At 71.8% G+C, this 17321-nt stretch carries 14 protein-coding genes; 6 read left to right on the forward strand and 8 right to left on the reverse strand.

All coding sequences use genetic code 11. The annotated features are described in order from the left end of the window. Positions 1–17: 17 nt before the first annotated feature. Both AB0I18_RS38035 and AB0I18_RS38040 read left to right on the forward strand, forming a co-directional pair. Positions 18–1061 carry a DMT family transporter gene (locus tag AB0I18_RS38035; protein ID WP_363110279.1) on the forward strand — a complete coding sequence of 348 codons (1044 nt, stop codon included), beginning with the start codon at positions 18–20 and terminating at the stop codon, positions 1059–1061. Then, complete coding sequence (locus AB0I18_RS38040) at positions 974–1564, forward strand: YbaK/EbsC family protein (RefSeq protein WP_363110280.1); 591 nt, start codon at positions 974–976, stop codon at positions 1562–1564. The genes AB0I18_RS38035 and AB0I18_RS38040 overlap by 88 nt, the downstream gene beginning before the upstream one ends. Positions 1565–1579: 15 nt before the next feature. Here AB0I18_RS38040 and AB0I18_RS38045 read toward each other — a convergent pair whose 3' ends face one another. The 4 genes from AB0I18_RS38045 to AB0I18_RS38060 all read right to left on the reverse strand — a co-directional run bounded on the left by AB0I18_RS38045 (position 1580) and on the right by AB0I18_RS38060 (position 6001). Next, positions 1580–2302 carry a 3'-5' exonuclease gene (locus AB0I18_RS38045; protein ID WP_363110299.1) on the reverse strand — a complete coding sequence of 241 codons (723 nt, stop codon included), beginning with the start codon at positions 2300–2302 and terminating at the stop codon, positions 1580–1582. A 114-nt stretch (positions 2303–2416) separates the two neighbouring features. Beyond that, a complete protein-coding gene (locus AB0I18_RS38050; protein WP_363110281.1) occupies positions 2417–3649 on the reverse strand; it encodes an SAV2148 family HEPN domain-containing protein in 1233 nt (410 codons plus the stop codon). 102 nt (positions 3650–3751) lie between these two features. Beyond that, positions 3752–5083, reverse strand: coding sequence for a copper amine oxidase (locus tag AB0I18_RS38055; protein ID WP_363110282.1), 1332 nt, complete (start codon positions 5081–5083; stop codon positions 3752–3754). An 84-nt stretch (positions 5084–5167) separates the two neighbouring features. After that, on the reverse strand, positions 5168–6001 hold the full coding sequence (locus tag AB0I18_RS38060) for a Tat pathway signal sequence domain protein (RefSeq protein WP_363110283.1): 834 nt from the start codon (positions 5999–6001) through the stop codon (positions 5168–5170). Positions 6002–6181: 180 nt separating this feature from the next. Here AB0I18_RS38060 and glgX point away from each other — a divergent pair, with 180 nt between their 5' ends. The 3 genes from glgX (at position 6182) to AB0I18_RS38075 (ending at position 12163) form a co-directional block, all read left to right on the forward strand. Continuing rightward, positions 6182–8290 (forward strand): glycogen debranching protein GlgX, encoded by a 2109-nt coding sequence (glgX, locus tag AB0I18_RS38065; RefSeq protein WP_363110284.1) that lies wholly within the window; start codon positions 6182–6184, stop codon positions 8288–8290. A 65-nt stretch (positions 8291–8355) separates the two neighbouring features. Beyond that, positions 8356–10770, forward strand: a complete 2415-nt coding sequence (treY, locus tag AB0I18_RS38070) for a malto-oligosyltrehalose synthase (RefSeq protein WP_363110285.1) — start codon at positions 8356–8358, stop codon at positions 10768–10770. A gap of 142 nt (positions 10771–10912) precedes the next feature. Next, complete coding sequence (locus tag AB0I18_RS38075; RefSeq protein ID WP_363110286.1) at positions 10913–12163, forward strand: M14 family zinc carboxypeptidase; 1251 nt, start codon at positions 10913–10915, stop codon at positions 12161–12163. Positions 12164–12166: 3 nt separating this feature from the next. On the opposite strand, the gene AB0I18_RS38080 is transcribed toward AB0I18_RS38075, so the two are convergent. The 4 genes from AB0I18_RS38080 to AB0I18_RS38095 form a co-directional block, all read right to left on the reverse strand. Continuing rightward, the gene (locus AB0I18_RS38080; protein ID WP_363110287.1) at positions 12167–12592 is read right to left on the reverse strand and encodes an SSI family serine proteinase inhibitor; all 426 of its coding nucleotides are present in this window, start codon (positions 12590–12592) and stop codon (positions 12167–12169) included. Between the two features lie 41 nt (positions 12593–12633). Next, positions 12634–13974, reverse strand: a complete 1341-nt coding sequence (locus AB0I18_RS38085) for a M14 family zinc carboxypeptidase (RefSeq protein WP_363110300.1) — start codon at positions 13972–13974, stop codon at positions 12634–12636. Positions 13975–14204: 230 nt separating this feature from the next. After that, positions 14205–14747, reverse strand: a complete 543-nt coding sequence (locus tag AB0I18_RS38090) for a GNAT family protein (RefSeq protein ID WP_363110288.1) — start codon at positions 14745–14747, stop codon at positions 14205–14207. A gap of 52 nt (positions 14748–14799) precedes the next feature. Further along, positions 14800–15354 (reverse strand): DUF1707 and FHA domain-containing protein, encoded by a 555-nt coding sequence (locus tag AB0I18_RS38095; RefSeq protein ID WP_363110289.1) that lies wholly within the window; start codon positions 15352–15354, stop codon positions 14800–14802. A 180-nt stretch (positions 15355–15534) separates the two neighbouring features. Between AB0I18_RS38095 and treZ the strand changes: the two genes are divergently transcribed. Continuing rightward, positions 15535–17286: a malto-oligosyltrehalose trehalohydrolase gene (gene treZ, locus AB0I18_RS38100; protein WP_363110290.1), complete on the forward strand. Its 1752-nt coding sequence runs from the start codon at positions 15535–15537 to the stop codon at positions 17284–17286. Positions 17287–17321 lie beyond the last annotated feature (35 nt).

The raw sequence follows: 17321 nt of genomic DNA on the forward strand, positions 1-17321 counted from the left end.
GAGGGCAGGGTGGGCGCGTGCCTGATGCCCGCCGTACCGATGCGGTACTTCTCCTCGTCGCCCTCGTGTGGGGCTCCAGCTATCTCTCCGCCCAGACGGCCACCGCTGTGCTCCCCGTGCTGGTGGTGCTCTTCGCCCGGTACGCCCTGTCCGCGCTCGCGTGTCTCGGCCTGGTCGCCGCGGGCCGGGGGCGGTCGGGCCGGGGCTCCGGCAGGTGGACCCGTGACGAGATCCGGGTCGGCGTGCCTCTCGGGGTCACGCAGGCGGCCGTCCTGCTCGTGGAGACGTACGGCGTCGCCCACACGAGCGCCGCCAACGCGGGCCTGATCATCAGCCTGACCATCGTGCTCACCCCCCTCCTCGACCGCACGGGACACCGCGGCGGTCTGCCCCTCTCCTTCTACGCGGCCGCGGGCGTGTGCCTGCTGGCCGTCGGACTCCTCATGTCGGGCAACGGCTTCCACGCTCCCCGCCTCGGCGACCTGCTGATGCTCGTCGCCGCGCTGGTACGGGCGGTGCACGTCGCTCTCGTCGGCCGCCTCACCGCGGGCCGCGCGATCCGCCCGCTGCGGCTGACCACCGTGCAGACCCTCGTCGGCTCGGCGCTGTTCGTCGGGCCCGCCGCCGGCGACCTGCCGACCCTCGCCCATGTCGGCGCCGCGGGCTGGGCGCAGCTGCTCTATCTCGCCCTGTTCTGCAGCGTGTTCGCCTTCCTCGCCCAGACCTGGGCCGTCCAGCGCACCTCGGCCAGCCGGGCCAGCCTCCTGCTGGGCACCGAACCGGTCTGGGCCGTGCTGATCGGCATCGGCATCGCCGGCGAACGCCTCACCGTGCTCACCGGTCTCGGCGCGGCCCTGATGGTCGCCGGAACGTACTGGGGCCAGGCCATCGAGCGCGCCCACCGTGCCCACCGCGACCCGTTGAAGAGCCCGGACAACCCGCAGCACCCCGAAAAGGACGAAGAGGACCCCGCATGCCCGAGCAGGACACCGCCGACCACGCCGCTTACGACCACGACCACGACCACGACACCGCCGACCACGACACCTACGGCCGTCTGATCACCCTCCTGGACACCGCCTCCATCCCCTACGAACTCATCGACCACGAGCCCGAAGGCGGTACCGAAGCGGTCTCCGCGCTCCGCGGCCACCCGGAGTCCGAGGCCGCGAAGTGCATCGTGCTCAGGGTCAAGGTCGACCGGAAGACCACGCGCCACGTCCTCGCGGTGGTCCCCGGGGACCGGCGCGTGGACCTCGACGCCATCCGCACGCTCTACAGCGCCCGCTACGCCGGATTCACGGACGCGGCCACCGCCGAGCGGCTCGCCCGTGCCGTACCCGGCACCGTCCTCCCGTTCAGCTTCGATCCCGGTCTGGAACTCGTCGCCGACCCGGACGTCGTCGGCCGGCCGCGCCTCTACTTCAACGCCGCCCGCCTCGACCGCTCGCTGGTCATCTCGGGCCCCGACTACGCCCGGCTCGCCCAACCCCGCGTCGAGCGCATCGCGAGCCCGGACTCCGGTCCAGGTTCGAGCCGGAGCCCGAGTCCCGTCTCGGCCTGACCGACGGGGACGGGCTCAGACCCGCTCGTCCGCCAAGTCCCGTACCGGCCAGGTCCCGTCCACCACCGCGGCCGGGTCGCCCTTGCGGCGCAGGAAACTCTGGAAGTCGGCGGCCCATTCCGCGTACCACTCGATCTGGCGGCGGTGCAGCTCCGCCGGGCCGAGCGCCGCGATCTTGGGGTGGCGGCCGGCTATAGCGTGGGCGAGGCGGGCCGCGGCCAGGGCGTCCGCCGAGGCGTCGTGGGCGGCGTCGAGCGCGACCCCGTACTCCGCGCAGACCGCTTCGAGGTTCCGCTTTCCGCGGCGGTAGCGGTCCACCGAGCGGTCGATCGTGTACGGATCGATGACCGGCGCGGGGTCCAGGCCGCCGAGCCGCTCACGCAGCGACGGCAGTCCGTACCGCAGCAGTTCCGCGGAGAGCAGGGTCAGGTCGAAGGTCGCGTTGTAGGCGACGACCGGCACGCCCGTCTGCCAGTACGAGACGAGGACCGAGGCGATCGCGTCGGCCACCTCGTCGGCGGGCCTGCCGTCGGCCGTCGCCCGTTCGTTGCTGATCCCGTGCACCGCCACCGCGTCCGCCGGGATCTCGACTCCCGGATCGGCCAGCCACTCGCGGTGCCCGGCCGGCTCTCCGCCCCTGACCTCGATCACCGCCGCCGTGACGATGCGCGCCTCGCGCGGATCCGTCCCGGTCGTCTCCAGGTCGAAGCCGATCAGCAGCTCCCCGTGCCAGCCCATGCCGGCCCCCTTCTTCATGGTGCGTTCCCCCAGTGACCACCACGATCCCATGAGCCACTGACAATCCGAGGACCGCATTCCGCTTGGCGGTGAGGGGAGAAGCCGCGGGAGCCCTCAGGACACAGGCCGTGAATCGGCCCAAGCCACCTCGAACTCCTCGCGGTACGTCCCGAAGAGCCCTTCCTCACCGGCGTCGTCCGGCTTGAGCACCCGGCCGCCGCCGCGCAGCACGAGCACCGGCGCCTCCATCCCGCGGGTCCGGCGCAGATAGGACTGGACGACCGCTATGCCGTCCGAACCGTCCCCGTCGACCAGGTACGCGGTGAAGCGGGGCGTCTCGTCGTAGACCTGGATCTCGAAGGCGCCGGGATCGCGCAGCCGGGCGCGGACCCGGCGCATGTGCAGGATGTTCATCTCGACGGAACGGCTCAACTCGCCCCGTTTTATGCCGAGTTCACGCTCGCGGCGCTTCACCGCGCTGGAGGCGGGGTTCAGGAACAGCAGCCGCACCCGGCAGCCGGACTCGGCCAGCCGCACGAGCCGCCGTCCGGAGAAGTTCTGCACGAGGAGGTTCAGGCCGATGCCGATGGCGTCGAGGCGGCGGGCGCCGCCGAAGAGGTCCTCGGCGGGGAACTGCCGCATCAGCCGCACCCGGTCCGAGTGCACGGCCACCACGTCCGCGTACCGGTCGCCGACCAGGTTCTCGACGGCGTCGACGGGCAGCCGCCGCGCGGACGGCACATCGCTGCCCGCGCCGAGTATCTCCAGCAGCTTCGCCGAGGCACGCTCGGCCTGGGCAAGGACGGCCTCGGAGAGGGCCCTGTTGCGTGAGACGACGTTCCGGGTGACTTCCAGTTCGTCCAGGGCGAGTTCGACGTCCCGGCGCTCGTCGAAGTACGGCTCGAAGCAGGGCCAGTGCTGCACCATGAGCTCGCGCAGCTGGGGCAGGGTGAGGAAGCTGAGCACGTTGTCGTCGGCGGGGTCCAGCAAGTAGCCCTTGCGGCGGCTGACCTCGCGTACCGCGACGGCGCGCTGCACCCACTCCTGGCCGGCGGGTCCGGCGGCGGCGACGACCCAGTCGTCCTCGCCGTGGACCGGTTCGTAGATCGGGCGCAGAACAGCGGCCACGACGGCGCGCAGCCGCTGTTCGACCAGGTTCAGCCAGATGTAGGCCCGCCCGGCGCGCTGGGCGCGTGTGCGCACCTCGCGCCAGGCGTCGGCGCCCCAGTCCAGCTCCGCTCCGATCTCCATCGGGCGTGCCAGGGACACCGCTCCGGGCGGGGCATCCGAGGAGTTCCCCTCGTGACCTCCGTCACCAGGGGGCAACTCCAGCCCTCCGGACCCCACCCGCGCACCGCCTTCCGCTCCCCCGAGCACTCCCCCAGCCAACGATCAAGGAAGGGTACTCCGGGAGCGGTCGGCGGTGCAGCCGGATGGACAGGTAGTTTCTCAACTACCGTTTTCTACATGGCCGTTCTGGTTGGCGAGCTCCGCCGGAGTGAGCGGATTCATAGCGGTGACGTCCCGCGGGGCGATCGAGAAGCCCTGCCAGTGGACCGGCATGGGCTGCTGGTCCTCGTCCCGGGCGATGTGGTGGAAGCCCACGTTGACCCAGGCCACGGGGTGCGTGAGGGTCTGTCCGTTGACCCACTTGTCGACGGACTTGCCGGCTCCGGTACCGCAGTTGCGCAGGTTGTGGCTGGCGAACTGCTCGCACTTCTTGTACTGGGTGAAGTAGATGTCGTGCTTGGTGTAGCCGCGGCCCGGGTACTTGCTGGAGGCCCCCGGGACGAACTCGTACGAACGGGCGTGGCCGTCCTTGTTCTTGCCGGCCGTGCTGACCATGCGCCACCAGCGCATGTTCTTGGCGTCGCCCGCGAGTTCCTTGGTGATCTGCGTGCGGGTGGTCTTGTTGCGCGGGGCCTGGCCACCCTGCGCGGGCGGGCTGACGACGGAGTCGTACTGCTCGACCTTGCTCTTGGAGGAGCCGTCGAGGCCGAAGTTGAGCCGCCAGAAGACGTTGTGGCTGTGGCTGGTGGCGTAGTCCTTGGCACCCTTGCCGATCGGCCAGCCGCGGCCGTCACCGGCGTCGTAGTCCTCGGGGGCGAGGCTGCCGGTGGCGCCGACGTTCATGTTGATGGTGCCGTCGTCCTGGAAGCGCCACTCGGTCATGTACTCGTACCAGCCGACCTGGTTGACCGTGTAGACGAGCAGGTCCTTGCCCTGGGCCTGGTAGACCTTGTTCGCCGAGTTGCCCTGCATCCGGTAGGCGTGACCGCGCGAACGGGTCGTGGTGCACAGGCCCTTGACGTTCGGGTGCGCCGGGTCCCAGGCGTCCGGGACCTTGACGGTCTTGATGGTGCCGCCGGGGCACTCGCCCGGAGCCATGTTCATCAGGCCCTGGCCGAAGCCGAAGCCGGTGAGGTCGTCGTACTCGACCGAGCCGTCGTCGTACGGGACATGTATCTGGCCGAGCTTGGCGCTGGTCAGCACGCGTATGGGCTTGGTCTCGCCCTTGGGCTGGTACGAGATGTTCTCCAGGACGAGCCCGGCCTCGCTCTCGTAGTGCCAGCACATCTTCCAGGTGGTGCCGGTGGAGAGCTTCTGCTCGATCCGGTAGGCCGCGCTGCAGTCGGCGGCCGCCGCGGGGGCCGCCTTCGGTGCGGCCTTCGACTGGGCGCCGGCCGGTCCGGCGACCGTCGTCGCGCCGACGGTCAGCGCGGCCACCGAGAGGCCCACCGCCGTCAGCCTGCGGGCGCGGCTGATGCTGTTCACACGCATGAAGAAATGACTCCCTTACGGAGGAGCATGAGTTGGGAAAGCGAACTGATGCCGGTGAAGCGAGGTCTCTGAGCGCGGAGCGGCTCAGCCGAGCTTGGCGACCTTGCGGGCGCTCAGGTCGATCACCACGTCACGGCTGTCGATCCAGGACCCGTTCTTGACCTTCACGAAGAGCCGTGTGCAGCGGTGTTCACCGCAGTCGGCGACCGCGGCGGGCCCACCCGGGCTCGCGCGGAAGATCATGCCGTTGAGCAGCAGCTGGTCCGGAGTCGTGAGCTCCTTGCCGGTGGCGTCCTTGTAGTCCGCCTTCAGGCCGGCGCCGAGCGGGTCGGCGATCAGGAGCTGCGCGGCCTCGACGGTCTCGGCGCGGCTGAGCGGCGGCTGCACGCCCTGCTGGGTGCCGGTCTGCTCGACCTTGCCGGTGTCCAGGTTGACGGTCTTGGTGACGAGCGAGTCGTCCTTGTAGTCGTAGAACGACACGTCGGCGCGGCGCGGCGCGTCCGGGTCGTCCAGCTCGTCCACCTCGGGCTCGGCGAGGTCGACGGTGATCCGCTGCGGGCCCCGGTCCCCCTCGACGTCCTGGCTGGTACGGAAGAGCTGCTGGTCCAGGGCTAGCTGCTCGACGCGCTTCGTCTCGTCGTCGGTGAGCGGGTCGCGCCCCTTGCCCGTGTCGCCGTCGGCCGGAGCCCGCTCGACGACGCCCGGCTGTACCGCGGCCTGGCCCTGCCCCTTGCCCTGACCTTGGCCCTGGTCCTGCCCCGCCTGCTGCGAGGTCTGGCCGGCCGCCTGGCCACTGCCCGAGTCGTCGGCGCCCGCCGACCCCGGCAGAGTGATCGCGACCATCACGGCGGTCCCCGCCACCGCGATGCCCGCCCCCGCCACGACCTTGCCCAAATGGCGGTGCACTATCTTGCGCACATTCTCCCCCTACTCCTCCCATAGCCCCAGGAGTCGCTTGGATCCCGCTGGTTCGGCATACCGCGTATGCACTGGTCTCCCGGTAAGAGGGAGGTAAGTCATAGGTGGTTCCATCAGTTTCGGGGAGACTCGGGCGGGAGTCGCCCCACGCGGCATCGCACAACTGGAAGAGTTGCATCCATGCAGGTCTGGCCTGGACAGGCGTACCCACTCGGTGCCACATACGACGGCGCCGGTACCAACTTCGCGGTCTTCTCGGAGGCCGCGGACCGAATCGAGCTGTGTCTGCTGCACGACGACGGCTCCGAGACGGCCATAGAGCTGCGCGAGAGCGACGCGTTCGTACGGCACGCGTACCTGCCCGGCATCATGCCGGGCCAGCGGTACGGCTTCCGCGTACACGGCCCGTACGCGCCGGAGCGCGGCCAGCGCTGCAACTCCGCGAAGCTGCTGCTCGACCCGTACGCGCGCGCCATAAGCGGTTCCATCGAGTGGGGCGAGGAGGTGTACGGCTATCACTTCGGGACGCCGAACAAGCGCAACGACCTGGACTCGGCGCCCCACACGATGACTTCGGTGGTCGTCAACCCGTACTTCGACTGGGGCGACGACCGGCGCCCGCGCACGGAGTACCACCACACGCTGCTCTACGAGGCCCATGTGAAGGGTCTGACGATGCGGCACCCGGGGCTGCCCGACGAGCTGCGCGGCACGTACGCGGCGCTCGCCCATCCGGCGATCATCGACCACCTGACGGAACTGGGCGTCACGGCACTGGAGCTGATGCCCGTTCACCAGTTCGTGAACGACCACCGTCTGGTGGACATGGGCCTCAACAACTACTGGGGCTACAACACCATCGGTTTCTTCGCACCGCACAACGCGTACGCCTCCTGGGGCGACCGCGGACAGCAGGTCCTGGAGTTCAAGTCGGCCGTCCGGGCGCTGCACGAGGCCGGTATCGAGGTCATCCTGGACGTCGTCTACAACCACACGGCCGAGGGCAACCACCTGGGGCCGACGCTGTCCTTCAGGGGCCTCGACAACGCCTCCTACTACCGGCTCACCGACGATCCCCGCTACTACATGGACACCACGGGGACGGGCAACTCGCTGCTCATGCGCTCCCCGCACGTGCTCCAGCTGATCATGGACTCGCTGCGCTACTGGGTCACCGAGATGCATGTGGACGGGTTCCGCTTCGACCTCGCGGCGACGCTGGCCCGCCAGTTCCACGAGGTGGACCGGCTGTCGTCGTTCTTCGACCTGGTGCAGCAGGACCCGGTGGTCTCCCAGGTGAAGCTGATCGCCGAGCCCTGGGACGTCGGCGAGGGCGGCTACCAGGTGGGCAACTTCCCGCCGCTGTGGACCGAGTGGAACGGGAAGTACCGCGACACCGTACGGGACCTGTGGCGGGGCGAACCGCGCACGCTCGCGGAGTTCGCGTCCCGGCTGACGGGGTCCTCGGACCTCTACCAGGACGACGGGCGGCGCCCGCTGGCCTCGATCAACTTCGTGACCTGCCATGACGGGTTCACGCTGAACGACCTGGTGTCGTACAACGAGAAGCGCAACTCGGCGAACGGCGAGGACAACCGCGACGGCGAGAGCCACAACCGGTCGTGGAACTGCGGGGCCGAGGGCGAGACGGACGATCCCGACATCCTGGAGTTGCGGGCGCGTCAGAGGCGGAACTTCACCGCGACGCTGCTGCTCTCCCAGGGCGTGCCGATGCTCAGCCACGGCGACGAGTTCGCGCGCACGCAGGGCGGCAACAACAACGCGTACTGCCAGGACAACGAGCTGGCCTGGGTGCCCTGGCCCGAGGACGGCAGCGAGCTGCTGGAGTTCACGCGCGCGATGGTGCGGCTGCGCCGCGAGCACCCGGTGTTCCGGCGGCGGCGGTTCTTCCACGGCCGGCCCGTGCAGGGCACCCACGACGAGCTGTCGGACATCGCCTGGTTCACCCCCGGGGGTGAGGAGATGACCCAGCGCGACTGGAACTCCACCCAGGCGCGCGCGCTGTCCGTGTTCCTCAACGGCAACGCGATCTCCGAGCCGGGCCCGCGCGGCGAGCGCATCAGCGACGACTCGTTCCTGCTGATGTTCAACGCCTCGGCGAAGACGACCGAGTTCGTGGTGCCGGTCAACCACGGACGTCAGTGGCAGGTGGTGGTCGACACGGCCCGCTCGGAAGGGCTGGACCCCACCACGGCCCCGAAGGTGAAGGCAGGCGACCGGCTGTCCCTGGTGGACCGGAGCATGATGGTGCTGCAACGGCCGGCCTAGGCCCCTGTCGCACCGGCGGGCGTGTCGGTGACACGAAAGGCCGCCGGGCGGGTACGTAGGTTCCCATGACACCTGAGCGTCCCGACCCGGTGGCCCCGGCCGCGCCCACCGCCACGTACCGGCTTCAGCTGCGGCCGGAGTTCCCGTTCGGGGCCGCCGAGGCGGCCGTGCCGTATCTGGCCTCGCTCGGGGTCTCGCATCTGCATCTGTCGCCGGTCCTGGAGGCCGTGCCGGGGTCGGGGCACGGCTACGACGTCGTGGACCACGCGCGCGTGCGGGACGAACTGGGCGGCGAGACGGGGCTGCGGTCCCTGTCGCGCACCGCGCGGGAGCACGGTCTGGGCCTGGTGGTGGACATCGTCCCGAACCACATGGCGATGGCCCCGCGTCACAACCGCCCGCTGTGGGAGGTACTGCGCGAGGGCCCGGACTCGCCGTACGCGCGCTGGTTCGACATCGACTGGCGGGCCCAGGACGGGCGGCTGCTGCTACCGGTGCTCGGCGGGCCGCTCGGTACGGAGATCGGCGCCCTGGAGGTCGACGGCGACGTCCTGCGCTACTACGACCACGCGTTCCCGCTGCGGGCCGGCACCGAGCGGCTGCCCCTGCCCGAGCTGCTGGACGCGCAGTGGTACCGCCTGGCGTGGTGGCGGCTGGCCCGTACGGAGCTCAACTACCGCCGTTTCTTCAGCATTTCGGAGCTCATCGGGGTGCGCGTCGAGGACCCGGAGGTGTTCACGGCCACCCACGCGAAGATCCTGGAGCTGCTCGACGAAGGCGTGCTCGACGGGCTGCGGATCGACCACCCGGACGGCCTCGCCGACCCGGACACGTACCTCCGCCGCCTCCACGAGGCGACGGGCGGCCGCTGGACGGTGGTCGAGAAGATCCTCGCGGACGGCGAACCACTGCCCGCCGCGTGGCCGGTCGCGGGCACCACCGGCTACGACGCGCTGCGGCACGTGGACGGCCTCTTCACGGACCCGGCGGGCGCCGGGGAACTCCTCGGCCAGTACCGGCGGTTCGCGGCCCCGCAGGCCGACCGCGGGGGCGTCTGGGAGGCGACCGTGCGGCGAGCCGCGTACAAGGTGGTCCATCACGAGCTGGCCGCCGAGGTCGACCGCCTCACGCGCGAGGCGGACCGGCTGTGCCGCACGGCGCCGGACCCGGCGCTGCGCGACCTCGCCCCCTGGGCGCTGCGCACCGCGCTGCGGGAACTCCTGGTCCGCCTGGAGGTCTACCGGCCCTACGCCTCCACCGACGCCGCGTCGGTCGTCACCGAGGAGGCCGCGGACGAGGCCCGGCAGGCCTTCCGGGTGCCCGAGGAGGCCCGCGCGGTGGATCTCGTACGGGACCTGGTGCTCGGCCGGGCCGGCGACGGACCCGAGTACGAGGGGTTCCGCGCCCGGTTCGCACAGACCTCGTCGGCGCTGCGGGCCAAGTCCGTGGAGGACACGGCGTTCTACCGGTACGTGCCGCTGCTGTCGGCGAACGAAGTGGGCGGCGAACCGGGGTCCCCGGCCGTGTCCCCGGAGGACTTCCACGCGTACTGCGCGCGCGTGCAGCGCGACTGGCCGGCCACCGGCACCGTCCTGTCCACGCACGACACGAAACGCAGCGCCGACGTACGGGCGGCGGTCTCGGTGCTCACGGAGGTCCCGCGGCGCTGGGCCGACCTGCTGGCCGAGGTGACCGGACGGACCGCGGTCGACGGGGTGGCGGCGCCCGATCCGCAGGTGGCCTGGGCCGCGTGGCAGACCGCGGTCGGACTCGGTCCCGCCACCGGGGAACGGCTCCAGGGCGCGTTGCTGAAGCATGTCAGGGAGGCCGGTCTGGCCACGGCGTGGACCGAGCAGGATCCCGCGTACGAGGCCTCTGTGGCGGCCTTCCTGAAGGCGGGGCCGTGCGGGGCGCCGGGACAGCGCGTGGCCGAGTTCAGGAGCTCCCTGGAGCCGTACGTGCGCGCGAACGTCCTGGGGGCCGCGCTCGTCCACCTCACGATGCCGGGCGTGCCGGACCTCTACCAGGGCACGGAGGTCGAGTACCGGGCCCTGGTGGACCCGGACAACCGGCGGCTCGCGCACTTCCCGCCGAAGGCCCCGGAGGACCCGGAGGACCCGGCCGGCCTGTCCGCCGAGAAGGCCGCGCTCACCACGGCCGCGCTGCGGCTGCGTCGGCGGCGGCCCGCCCTGTTCGGCGAGGCGGCCGCGTACGCGCCCGTCCTCGCGGAGGGTCGGGGCGCCGCGCACTGTGTGGCGTTCGTCCGCTCCGGAGAGGTGATCACGGCCGTCACGCGGCTGTCGCTGCGCCTGGCCGAGGCGGGTGGCTGGCACGACACGGCGCTGCCGCTGCCCGCCGGGCGGTGGGCCGATCTGCTCACTCCGGGACGGGAGTTCACGGGGCACGCGCGCGTGGAGACGCTTTTCGAGCGGCTGCCCGTGGCGCTCCTGGAGCGGGTCGGTGACGACACCGAGCACTGAAGCGGACCGAGCGGCCTGAAATGTCCTACGGCTGGCGGTAAATGCTGCTGGGCGCCCCCCGGAGGCGCCCCTTCACATCCTTGACAGTGCAACGAGACCGTGGAGTACTGCGGATGCGACGCCGGGAAGGACCAAGACGGGGGTGAGTCTCCTGCCGGAGCTGCGCTACCCCAGTGTGACCGAAATCGTCTCCTCCGCCCGGGCGCTGGCCGCTCACCGGCCGGGCCTGTGCTCCCTCCGGCAGGTCGGCACCTCGCGCGCCGGCCGGCCCCTGCACCTGCTCTCCGTGGGCCACGCCGAGCGCTCGGTACTGGTCGTCGCGGGCGCCCACGCCAACGAGCCCACCGGTGGCTCCACGCTGTTGTCGCTGGCCGAACGGGTCCTGCGCGACCGGCGGTTGCGGACCGACACCTCCTGGCACTTCCTGCTCTGCGCGGACCCGGACGGCGCCAGTCTCCATGTGACGCCGGCGCCGCGCACCCTGCTCGACTACCACCTCGGCTTCTTCCGCCCGGCGGGCCCCGAACAGCCCGAGTGGTCCCCGTCCGTGCTGCCGCCCGACCGGCTGCCGCCCGAGACGCGGGCCCTCACCCGGGTCATCGACGAGCTCCGCCCCTATCTCCAGGTGACCCTGCACGGGACCGATCTGGGCGGCAGCTGGGTGCAGCTGACGAAGGACATCCCGGGTCTCGCCGAACCGTTCGCCAAGTCCGCGGCGGAGCTGCGCATCCCGGTCGAGACGGGTGCCTCGGACGCCGCCGGCTGGCCGGCCTCCGGGCCGGGTGTGCATGTGATGCCCGCGCCCGGCTCGGACGCGGCGTGCCCGAGCATGCCGGACGACGCCCGGCACAGCACCTGGTACCACGCCCACCGGTACGGCGGTCTGACCGCGGTCGTCGAGGTGCCGATGTGGGCGAGCGACCTGGTGGACGACCCCGCGCCGCATCCCGCCCCGGCGGCCGCGATGCGACGGCTGGCACGCCGGCTCCTGCGGGACGCGCTCCTGGTGGAGCGCGTCCTCGCCGAGGTGCTGCCACGCCTTCCCGGGCCCGACGGCCCCCTGATGCGCGCCGCCAAGTGGGCTCTGGAGCTGGTGCCGGGGCTGGCCGTCGACTGGGCCCGGACGCCGCCCGCGGACACGACGATGGCGTACGTCGGCAGCGTGGACGCGTTCGGCCGCCGGCTCCCGCTGCGGGCGGCGGCGATGCTCCTGCGGGTCCTGAGGGAGGCCGACGACCGGGCCGCGCCCCATCTGGAACGCCTGGTCGCGTCCTGGAGCGAGGCCTTCGCCGAACGCTTCCGGGCCCGCTGGGTGCCTCTGGAGCACCAGGTCGAGCACCAGAGCCGCACGGTGGTCGCGGCGGCGCGGCACGCGCGGGACCGGGCGGCGTGACACTCAGCCGGACAGTGCGAAGACCGCTCCCGTCCGCGCCGCCATCACACAGGAGTTGGAGAAGGTGTCCTTGTAGGTGACCGGTCGGCCGCCCCACTCGCCGCGCGCCGAGGCGGTCACCGGTGCGTAGATCATCGGGCAGAAGACGTCCTTGGGCGGGATACGCCCGACGTCACCGTTCGCGGCGCGGAGCTCCTCGCAGGCACGTACCGCGTGCGCGTGTCCCTGGGGCGGGTCGCACAGCAGCAGCGTCCCGCGTGTGTCGCTGGAGCGGGCGTCGCCACGGGTGACCGTGACGTAGAGCCAGTTGCCCGGGATCTCCCCGTGGGGTGCGGCCAGGGCCTGAGCCTGGACCGGGACCGCTGCCGCGGCGAGCAGGGCGCACGCCGTCAGCAGAACGTCGCGTACCGCTTTGGTGGTTTTCGTCATTCCCCATGCATCGGCACGGAGAGGCCGGAAACCCACCGGACTCACTCGAACGGCACTTCGGCCCGCACCGGGGGCGTGCCGACCGGACGCGCGCCGGAGAGCGGTGCGGGCGCCTGCCGCAGCACCAGTTCGAAGGCGGCCAGCACCACCCGCGCCTGGTACTCGACCTGCCTGGCGACCGGGATCCAGCGCGCCTCGTGCCCTTCGTGGTAGTCCGCGCACCACTCGTCGATCAGCCGGTCGAGGTCCGCCGCCGCGCCGGACGGGTCGTGACCGGCGCCGGTCACCAGCTGGTGCAGCAGCCCGGCCGTGCGCAGCGCTATCCGCCGCCCGGAGATGCGCAGGGCGGCCAACCGGGCGGTGTTGAGCGGCGGCAGCGGGCGCGGGCCGCCGTCGGCGTCCGTGTCCGGGGCCGTGTCGGGGTCCCAGGAGTCGGCGAGGCCGGGGCAGACCAGTAAATAGTCGTCCACGGGTGCGAGGAGGCGGTCCACGTCCGGGATCGCCGCCAGGCCGGGGCGGATACGCGCCAGCAGACCCTCCAGCAGCTCCGTGTCGCGCCGCAGTGTGCGGCTGACCGCCCGGAGGACCCCGTCGGCGTCCGCGGGCGCCGAGCCGTCCGCCACGGCCGCCACGCCCCACATGGGCGCCTCGACGACCGCCGTCACCGTGCCGTACCGGTGCGGGTGGAACCAGGTGGACTCGACCGCCGCCTCCGTTATGGCCGCGACCAGATCGCCCCGCCGCGGGGGCGGGATGCGGTAGACCGCGGGCCCCAGGGTGGGCCAGTACAGCGTGTCGTACGGCCCGAGTTCGAGCGGGATCTCCAGACGCGCCGCGATGTGCGCGAGGCGGGGCGCGAGTCCTGGCACGTCGCGGGTCAGCTCGACGAAGCCGCCGCCCACGTCGACGCCGTGCAGGGAGCACTGGAAGAAGGGCCGCAGTTCCTCCTGGAGGGCGAGCAGGGCGCGGGTCTCCGGCAGTTGGGCCCCGTCCGCGCCGTCGGGCAGCCACTCGGGCTGTTCCAGGAAGCCGGGGCGGAAGAAGTTCCGGAAGTAGTGGCCGAGGCTGTACGGGCCCGACAGCCAGCCCTCGTTGCGGCGCGAGCCGTCGGGGTCGACGCAGAGCAGCAGGTTCCACGTCACGTCGGCGCCGTCGCACAGCCGGGGGTCGGCGAGCAGCCGTTCCGCCAGCCGCAGGGCGGTGGCGCCGCCCACGGGCTCGTTGGCATGCGGGCCGGCGACGACGAGGGCCTGCCGGCTGCCGTGTCCGACGGACAGCAGCCACAGCGGGAGCCCGGCCCGTGACGTGCCCACCTGGCGCAGTCGGGCGTCCCGTGGGCGGCGGCCGACGAGCGCGGCCGCCCGGACGCCGAGCTCGTCCACGGACGGGTAACGGAGGAGTGCGGGCAGGGTCTTACCTCCGCTGCGAGTGGCCCGTGGGTTCACTTGGTGTGTATGGGGTGTACACAGTGAGTCATGGCTTTGGAGGTACGTCAACACCGCTGCGTGTACAGGAACTTCGCCCGCAGGGTGAGCGCTCGGCGGAGGCCGCGGTTCCGTCGGGTCGGGGTGGTCCCGGTCGGGTGTGGCCCCGGCTGGAGCTTCGAGTCCGGCTAGACCTTCGAGTCCGGCTTCCATTCCTGGACGAGGAGCCCGAGCAGCACCTCGTCCATGAACTCGCCCAGCACCCAGGCCGAGGAGCGCAGCACGCCCTCCCGGACGAAGCCGTTGCGCTCGGCGGAGCGCAGCATCGCGGCGTTGTCCGAGAGCGTCTCGATCTGCAGCCGTTGCAGGCCGCGCACGACGAAGCCGTAGTGGCACAGCACCGCGACGACGTCGGTGCCGTAGCCCTTGCCGCGGCAGGACGGCAGCAGTCCGAGGCCGATGTGCGCGGACCGGCTGTGGTTGTCGATGCCCCACAGCGACGCGGTGCCGACCAGCGTGCCGCCGTCCAGCTCCACCACGGAGAACGGGACATGCCCCTGCTCCGTGTCGTCCACCACGAACTGCGAGACCTTGGAGCCGGGCGTGATCGGCCGCCACGGCCTGCCTTGGGCCCGCGAGGCGTTCACCACGTCGTCGTGGAGCTCCTCCTGCAGGACCGGGATGTCGTCTTCGTGCCGGGCCCTGAGCCCGACCTTGTTGCCCCTCAGCATGCGGGTTTCCTGTCCGACCGGGCTCGCCGACGGCAATCCGACATGGCGACGGTCACCGGTCCGCCGCGAGCCGGAACGCCATCCGGCCGAAGCTGACCTGATCGCCGACCTGGACCACGGCGGCACCGATCACGCGCCGCCCGTTCACTGACGTGCCGTTGGTCGAGCCCAAGTCGCGCAGCACCCACAGGCCGCCCTGCAGGGTGAGTTCGGCGTGCACCCGGGACACCGTCTCGTGACTGAGCCTGAGGCCGCTGGCCGGGTCACGGCCGATGCGCAGCGGATAGCGGCTGTCGGGGCGGGGCAGCAGCAGCTTGGGGAGCCGCTCGGCCTGCCAGGCCCTGCGCAGCCGCACGGGGAAGCCGGAGACCGCCTCGACCGTGCCGAACAGCAGCCGCGACCAGCGGCTCTCGGTCCGCAGGTCGGCGGTGAGCGCGGCGAGTTCGGCGGCGGAACGGGCGGCGAACGCGAGCTCCATCCGCAGGACGAACGTGTCGTGCGAGATCCGCCCCAGGGCAGCGCCTTCCCGGAGCGCTTTCAGCGCCCTGTCACGCTCGGCGTCCGACAACCGCGCGGGATAGGTGTGGAACTCGGAGGACGACGTCACGCAGGTGATTGTCTGGCAGCACGGCCGGAGTGTCCAGGAAACGCAGCACTTCAGAGGAGTACCCCGTCCGGTTCGGTCGTTTTCAGTCCTCCGATCGGGAGGATTCGACGGTGGATTGATCTCGTGTGGCGCACCATGGGACCGGCGACGTCACGGTGAGCAGACGAGGGAGAACCGTCCGTGCAGTTCGAGGTGTGGGCACCACAGGCCGACCGCATGACGCTCCACTGCGCGGACACCACGCGCGCGCTGGAGCCCGATCCGGACCGGGCGGGGTGGTGGACGGGGCAGGCCGAGGCGGACGACGGGACGTTGTACGGGTTCGCGGTGGACGACGGCCCTGTGCTGCCCGATCCCCGTTCGCGCCGCCAGCCGAGCGGGCCCGACGGGCTGAGCTCGGTGGTCGACCACGAGCGGTACGAGTGGCGTGCCGAGTGGGCGGGACGCGGGCTGCCGGGCGCGGTGCTGTACGAGCTGCACGTGGGGACGTACACCCGTGAGGGCACCCTGGACGCGGCCGCCGAGCGGCTCGGGCATCTCGTGGAACTGGGCGTCACACACGTCGAGTTGATGCCGCTGTGCCCGTTCCCGGGGCGGCACGGCTGGGGGTACGAGGGTGTGTCGCTGTGGGCCGTGCACGAACCGTACGGCGGTCCCGAGGCGCTGAAGCGCTTTGTCGACCGGGCGCACGGACTCGGGCTCGGTGTCGTCCTGGACGTCGTGCACAACCATCTGGGTCCTTCCGGCAACTACCTGCCCGCCTTCGGGCCGTACTTCACGGAGACGCATCACACGCCCTGGGGTTCGGCCGTGAACCTGGACGCGCCCGGTTCGGACGAGGTGCGCGAGTTTCTGCTCGGCAGCGCTCTGGCGTGGCTGCGGGACTACCGGATCGACGGGCTGCGTCTTGACGCCGTGCACGCGCTGCACGACACGCGCGCGTGCCACTTCCTGGAGGAGCTGTCGGCCGCCGTGGACACGCTCTCCGGGGAGCAGGGCCGCCCGCTCTTCCTCGTCGCCGAGTCGGACCTGGCCGACCCGCGGCTCATCACCCCCCGCAAGGAGAACGGGCTCGGGCTGCACGCGCAGTGGAACGACGACTTCCATCACGCGCTGCACACCGCGCTGACCGGTGAAGGGCAGGGCTACTACGCGGACTTCGCCCGGGCTCCGATGGCGGCGGTCGCGAAGACGCTGACCGCCGGTTTCTTCCACGACGGCACGTACTCGACCTTCCGCGGCCGCAGGCACGGCCGCCCGCTGGACCTCGCGCGGATCGCCGCGCACCGCCTCCTGGGCTACACGCAGACCCACGACCAGATCGGCAACCGCGCCCAGGGCGACCGGCTGGCTGCCTCCCTCTCCCCCGGCCTGCTGGCCTGCGCGGCCGCGCTGACGCTGACCGGGCCGTTCACCCCGATGCTGTTCATGGGCGAGGAGTGGGCGGCGGGCACGCCCTGGCAGTTCTTCACGGACCACACGGACCCCGAGCTCGCGGAGGCCGTACGCCGGGGCAGGCGACGGGAGTTCGCGTCGCACGGGTGGGCCGAGGAGGACATCCCGGACCCGCAGGACCCGGCCACCCGCGACCGCTCCTGCCTCGACTGGTCCGAGCCGGCAGACGGGCTCCACGCGCGCGTGCTGGCCTGGTACCGCGAACTCGTCGCGCTCCGGCACGCCCAGCCTGACCTCTCGGACCCCGACCTCTCGGACGTCAAGGTCGCCTACGACGAGAACGCCCGCTGGCTCGCCTTCCGCCGCGGTGACGTCCGGGTGGCGGTGAACCTCGGCAAGGAGCGCGCGGCGATCCCCCTCGGCACCCGGCACGCGCGCGTGCTGGCCGCGTGGGAGCCGGATCAGGTGGAACTGCCGGGGGCGGACGGGTTGTTGGGCCTGCCGGGCGAGTCGTGCGTGGTGCTCCTGCAGACGTGACGGGGCGTGACCGGGGACCCGGGGTGGGGGCGGGT

Origin of the sequence: Streptomyces sp. NPDC050704 (assembly GCF_040654355.1) — a bacterium.
Taxonomy (GTDB): domain Bacteria; phylum Actinomycetota; class Actinomycetes; order Streptomycetales; family Streptomycetaceae; genus Streptomyces.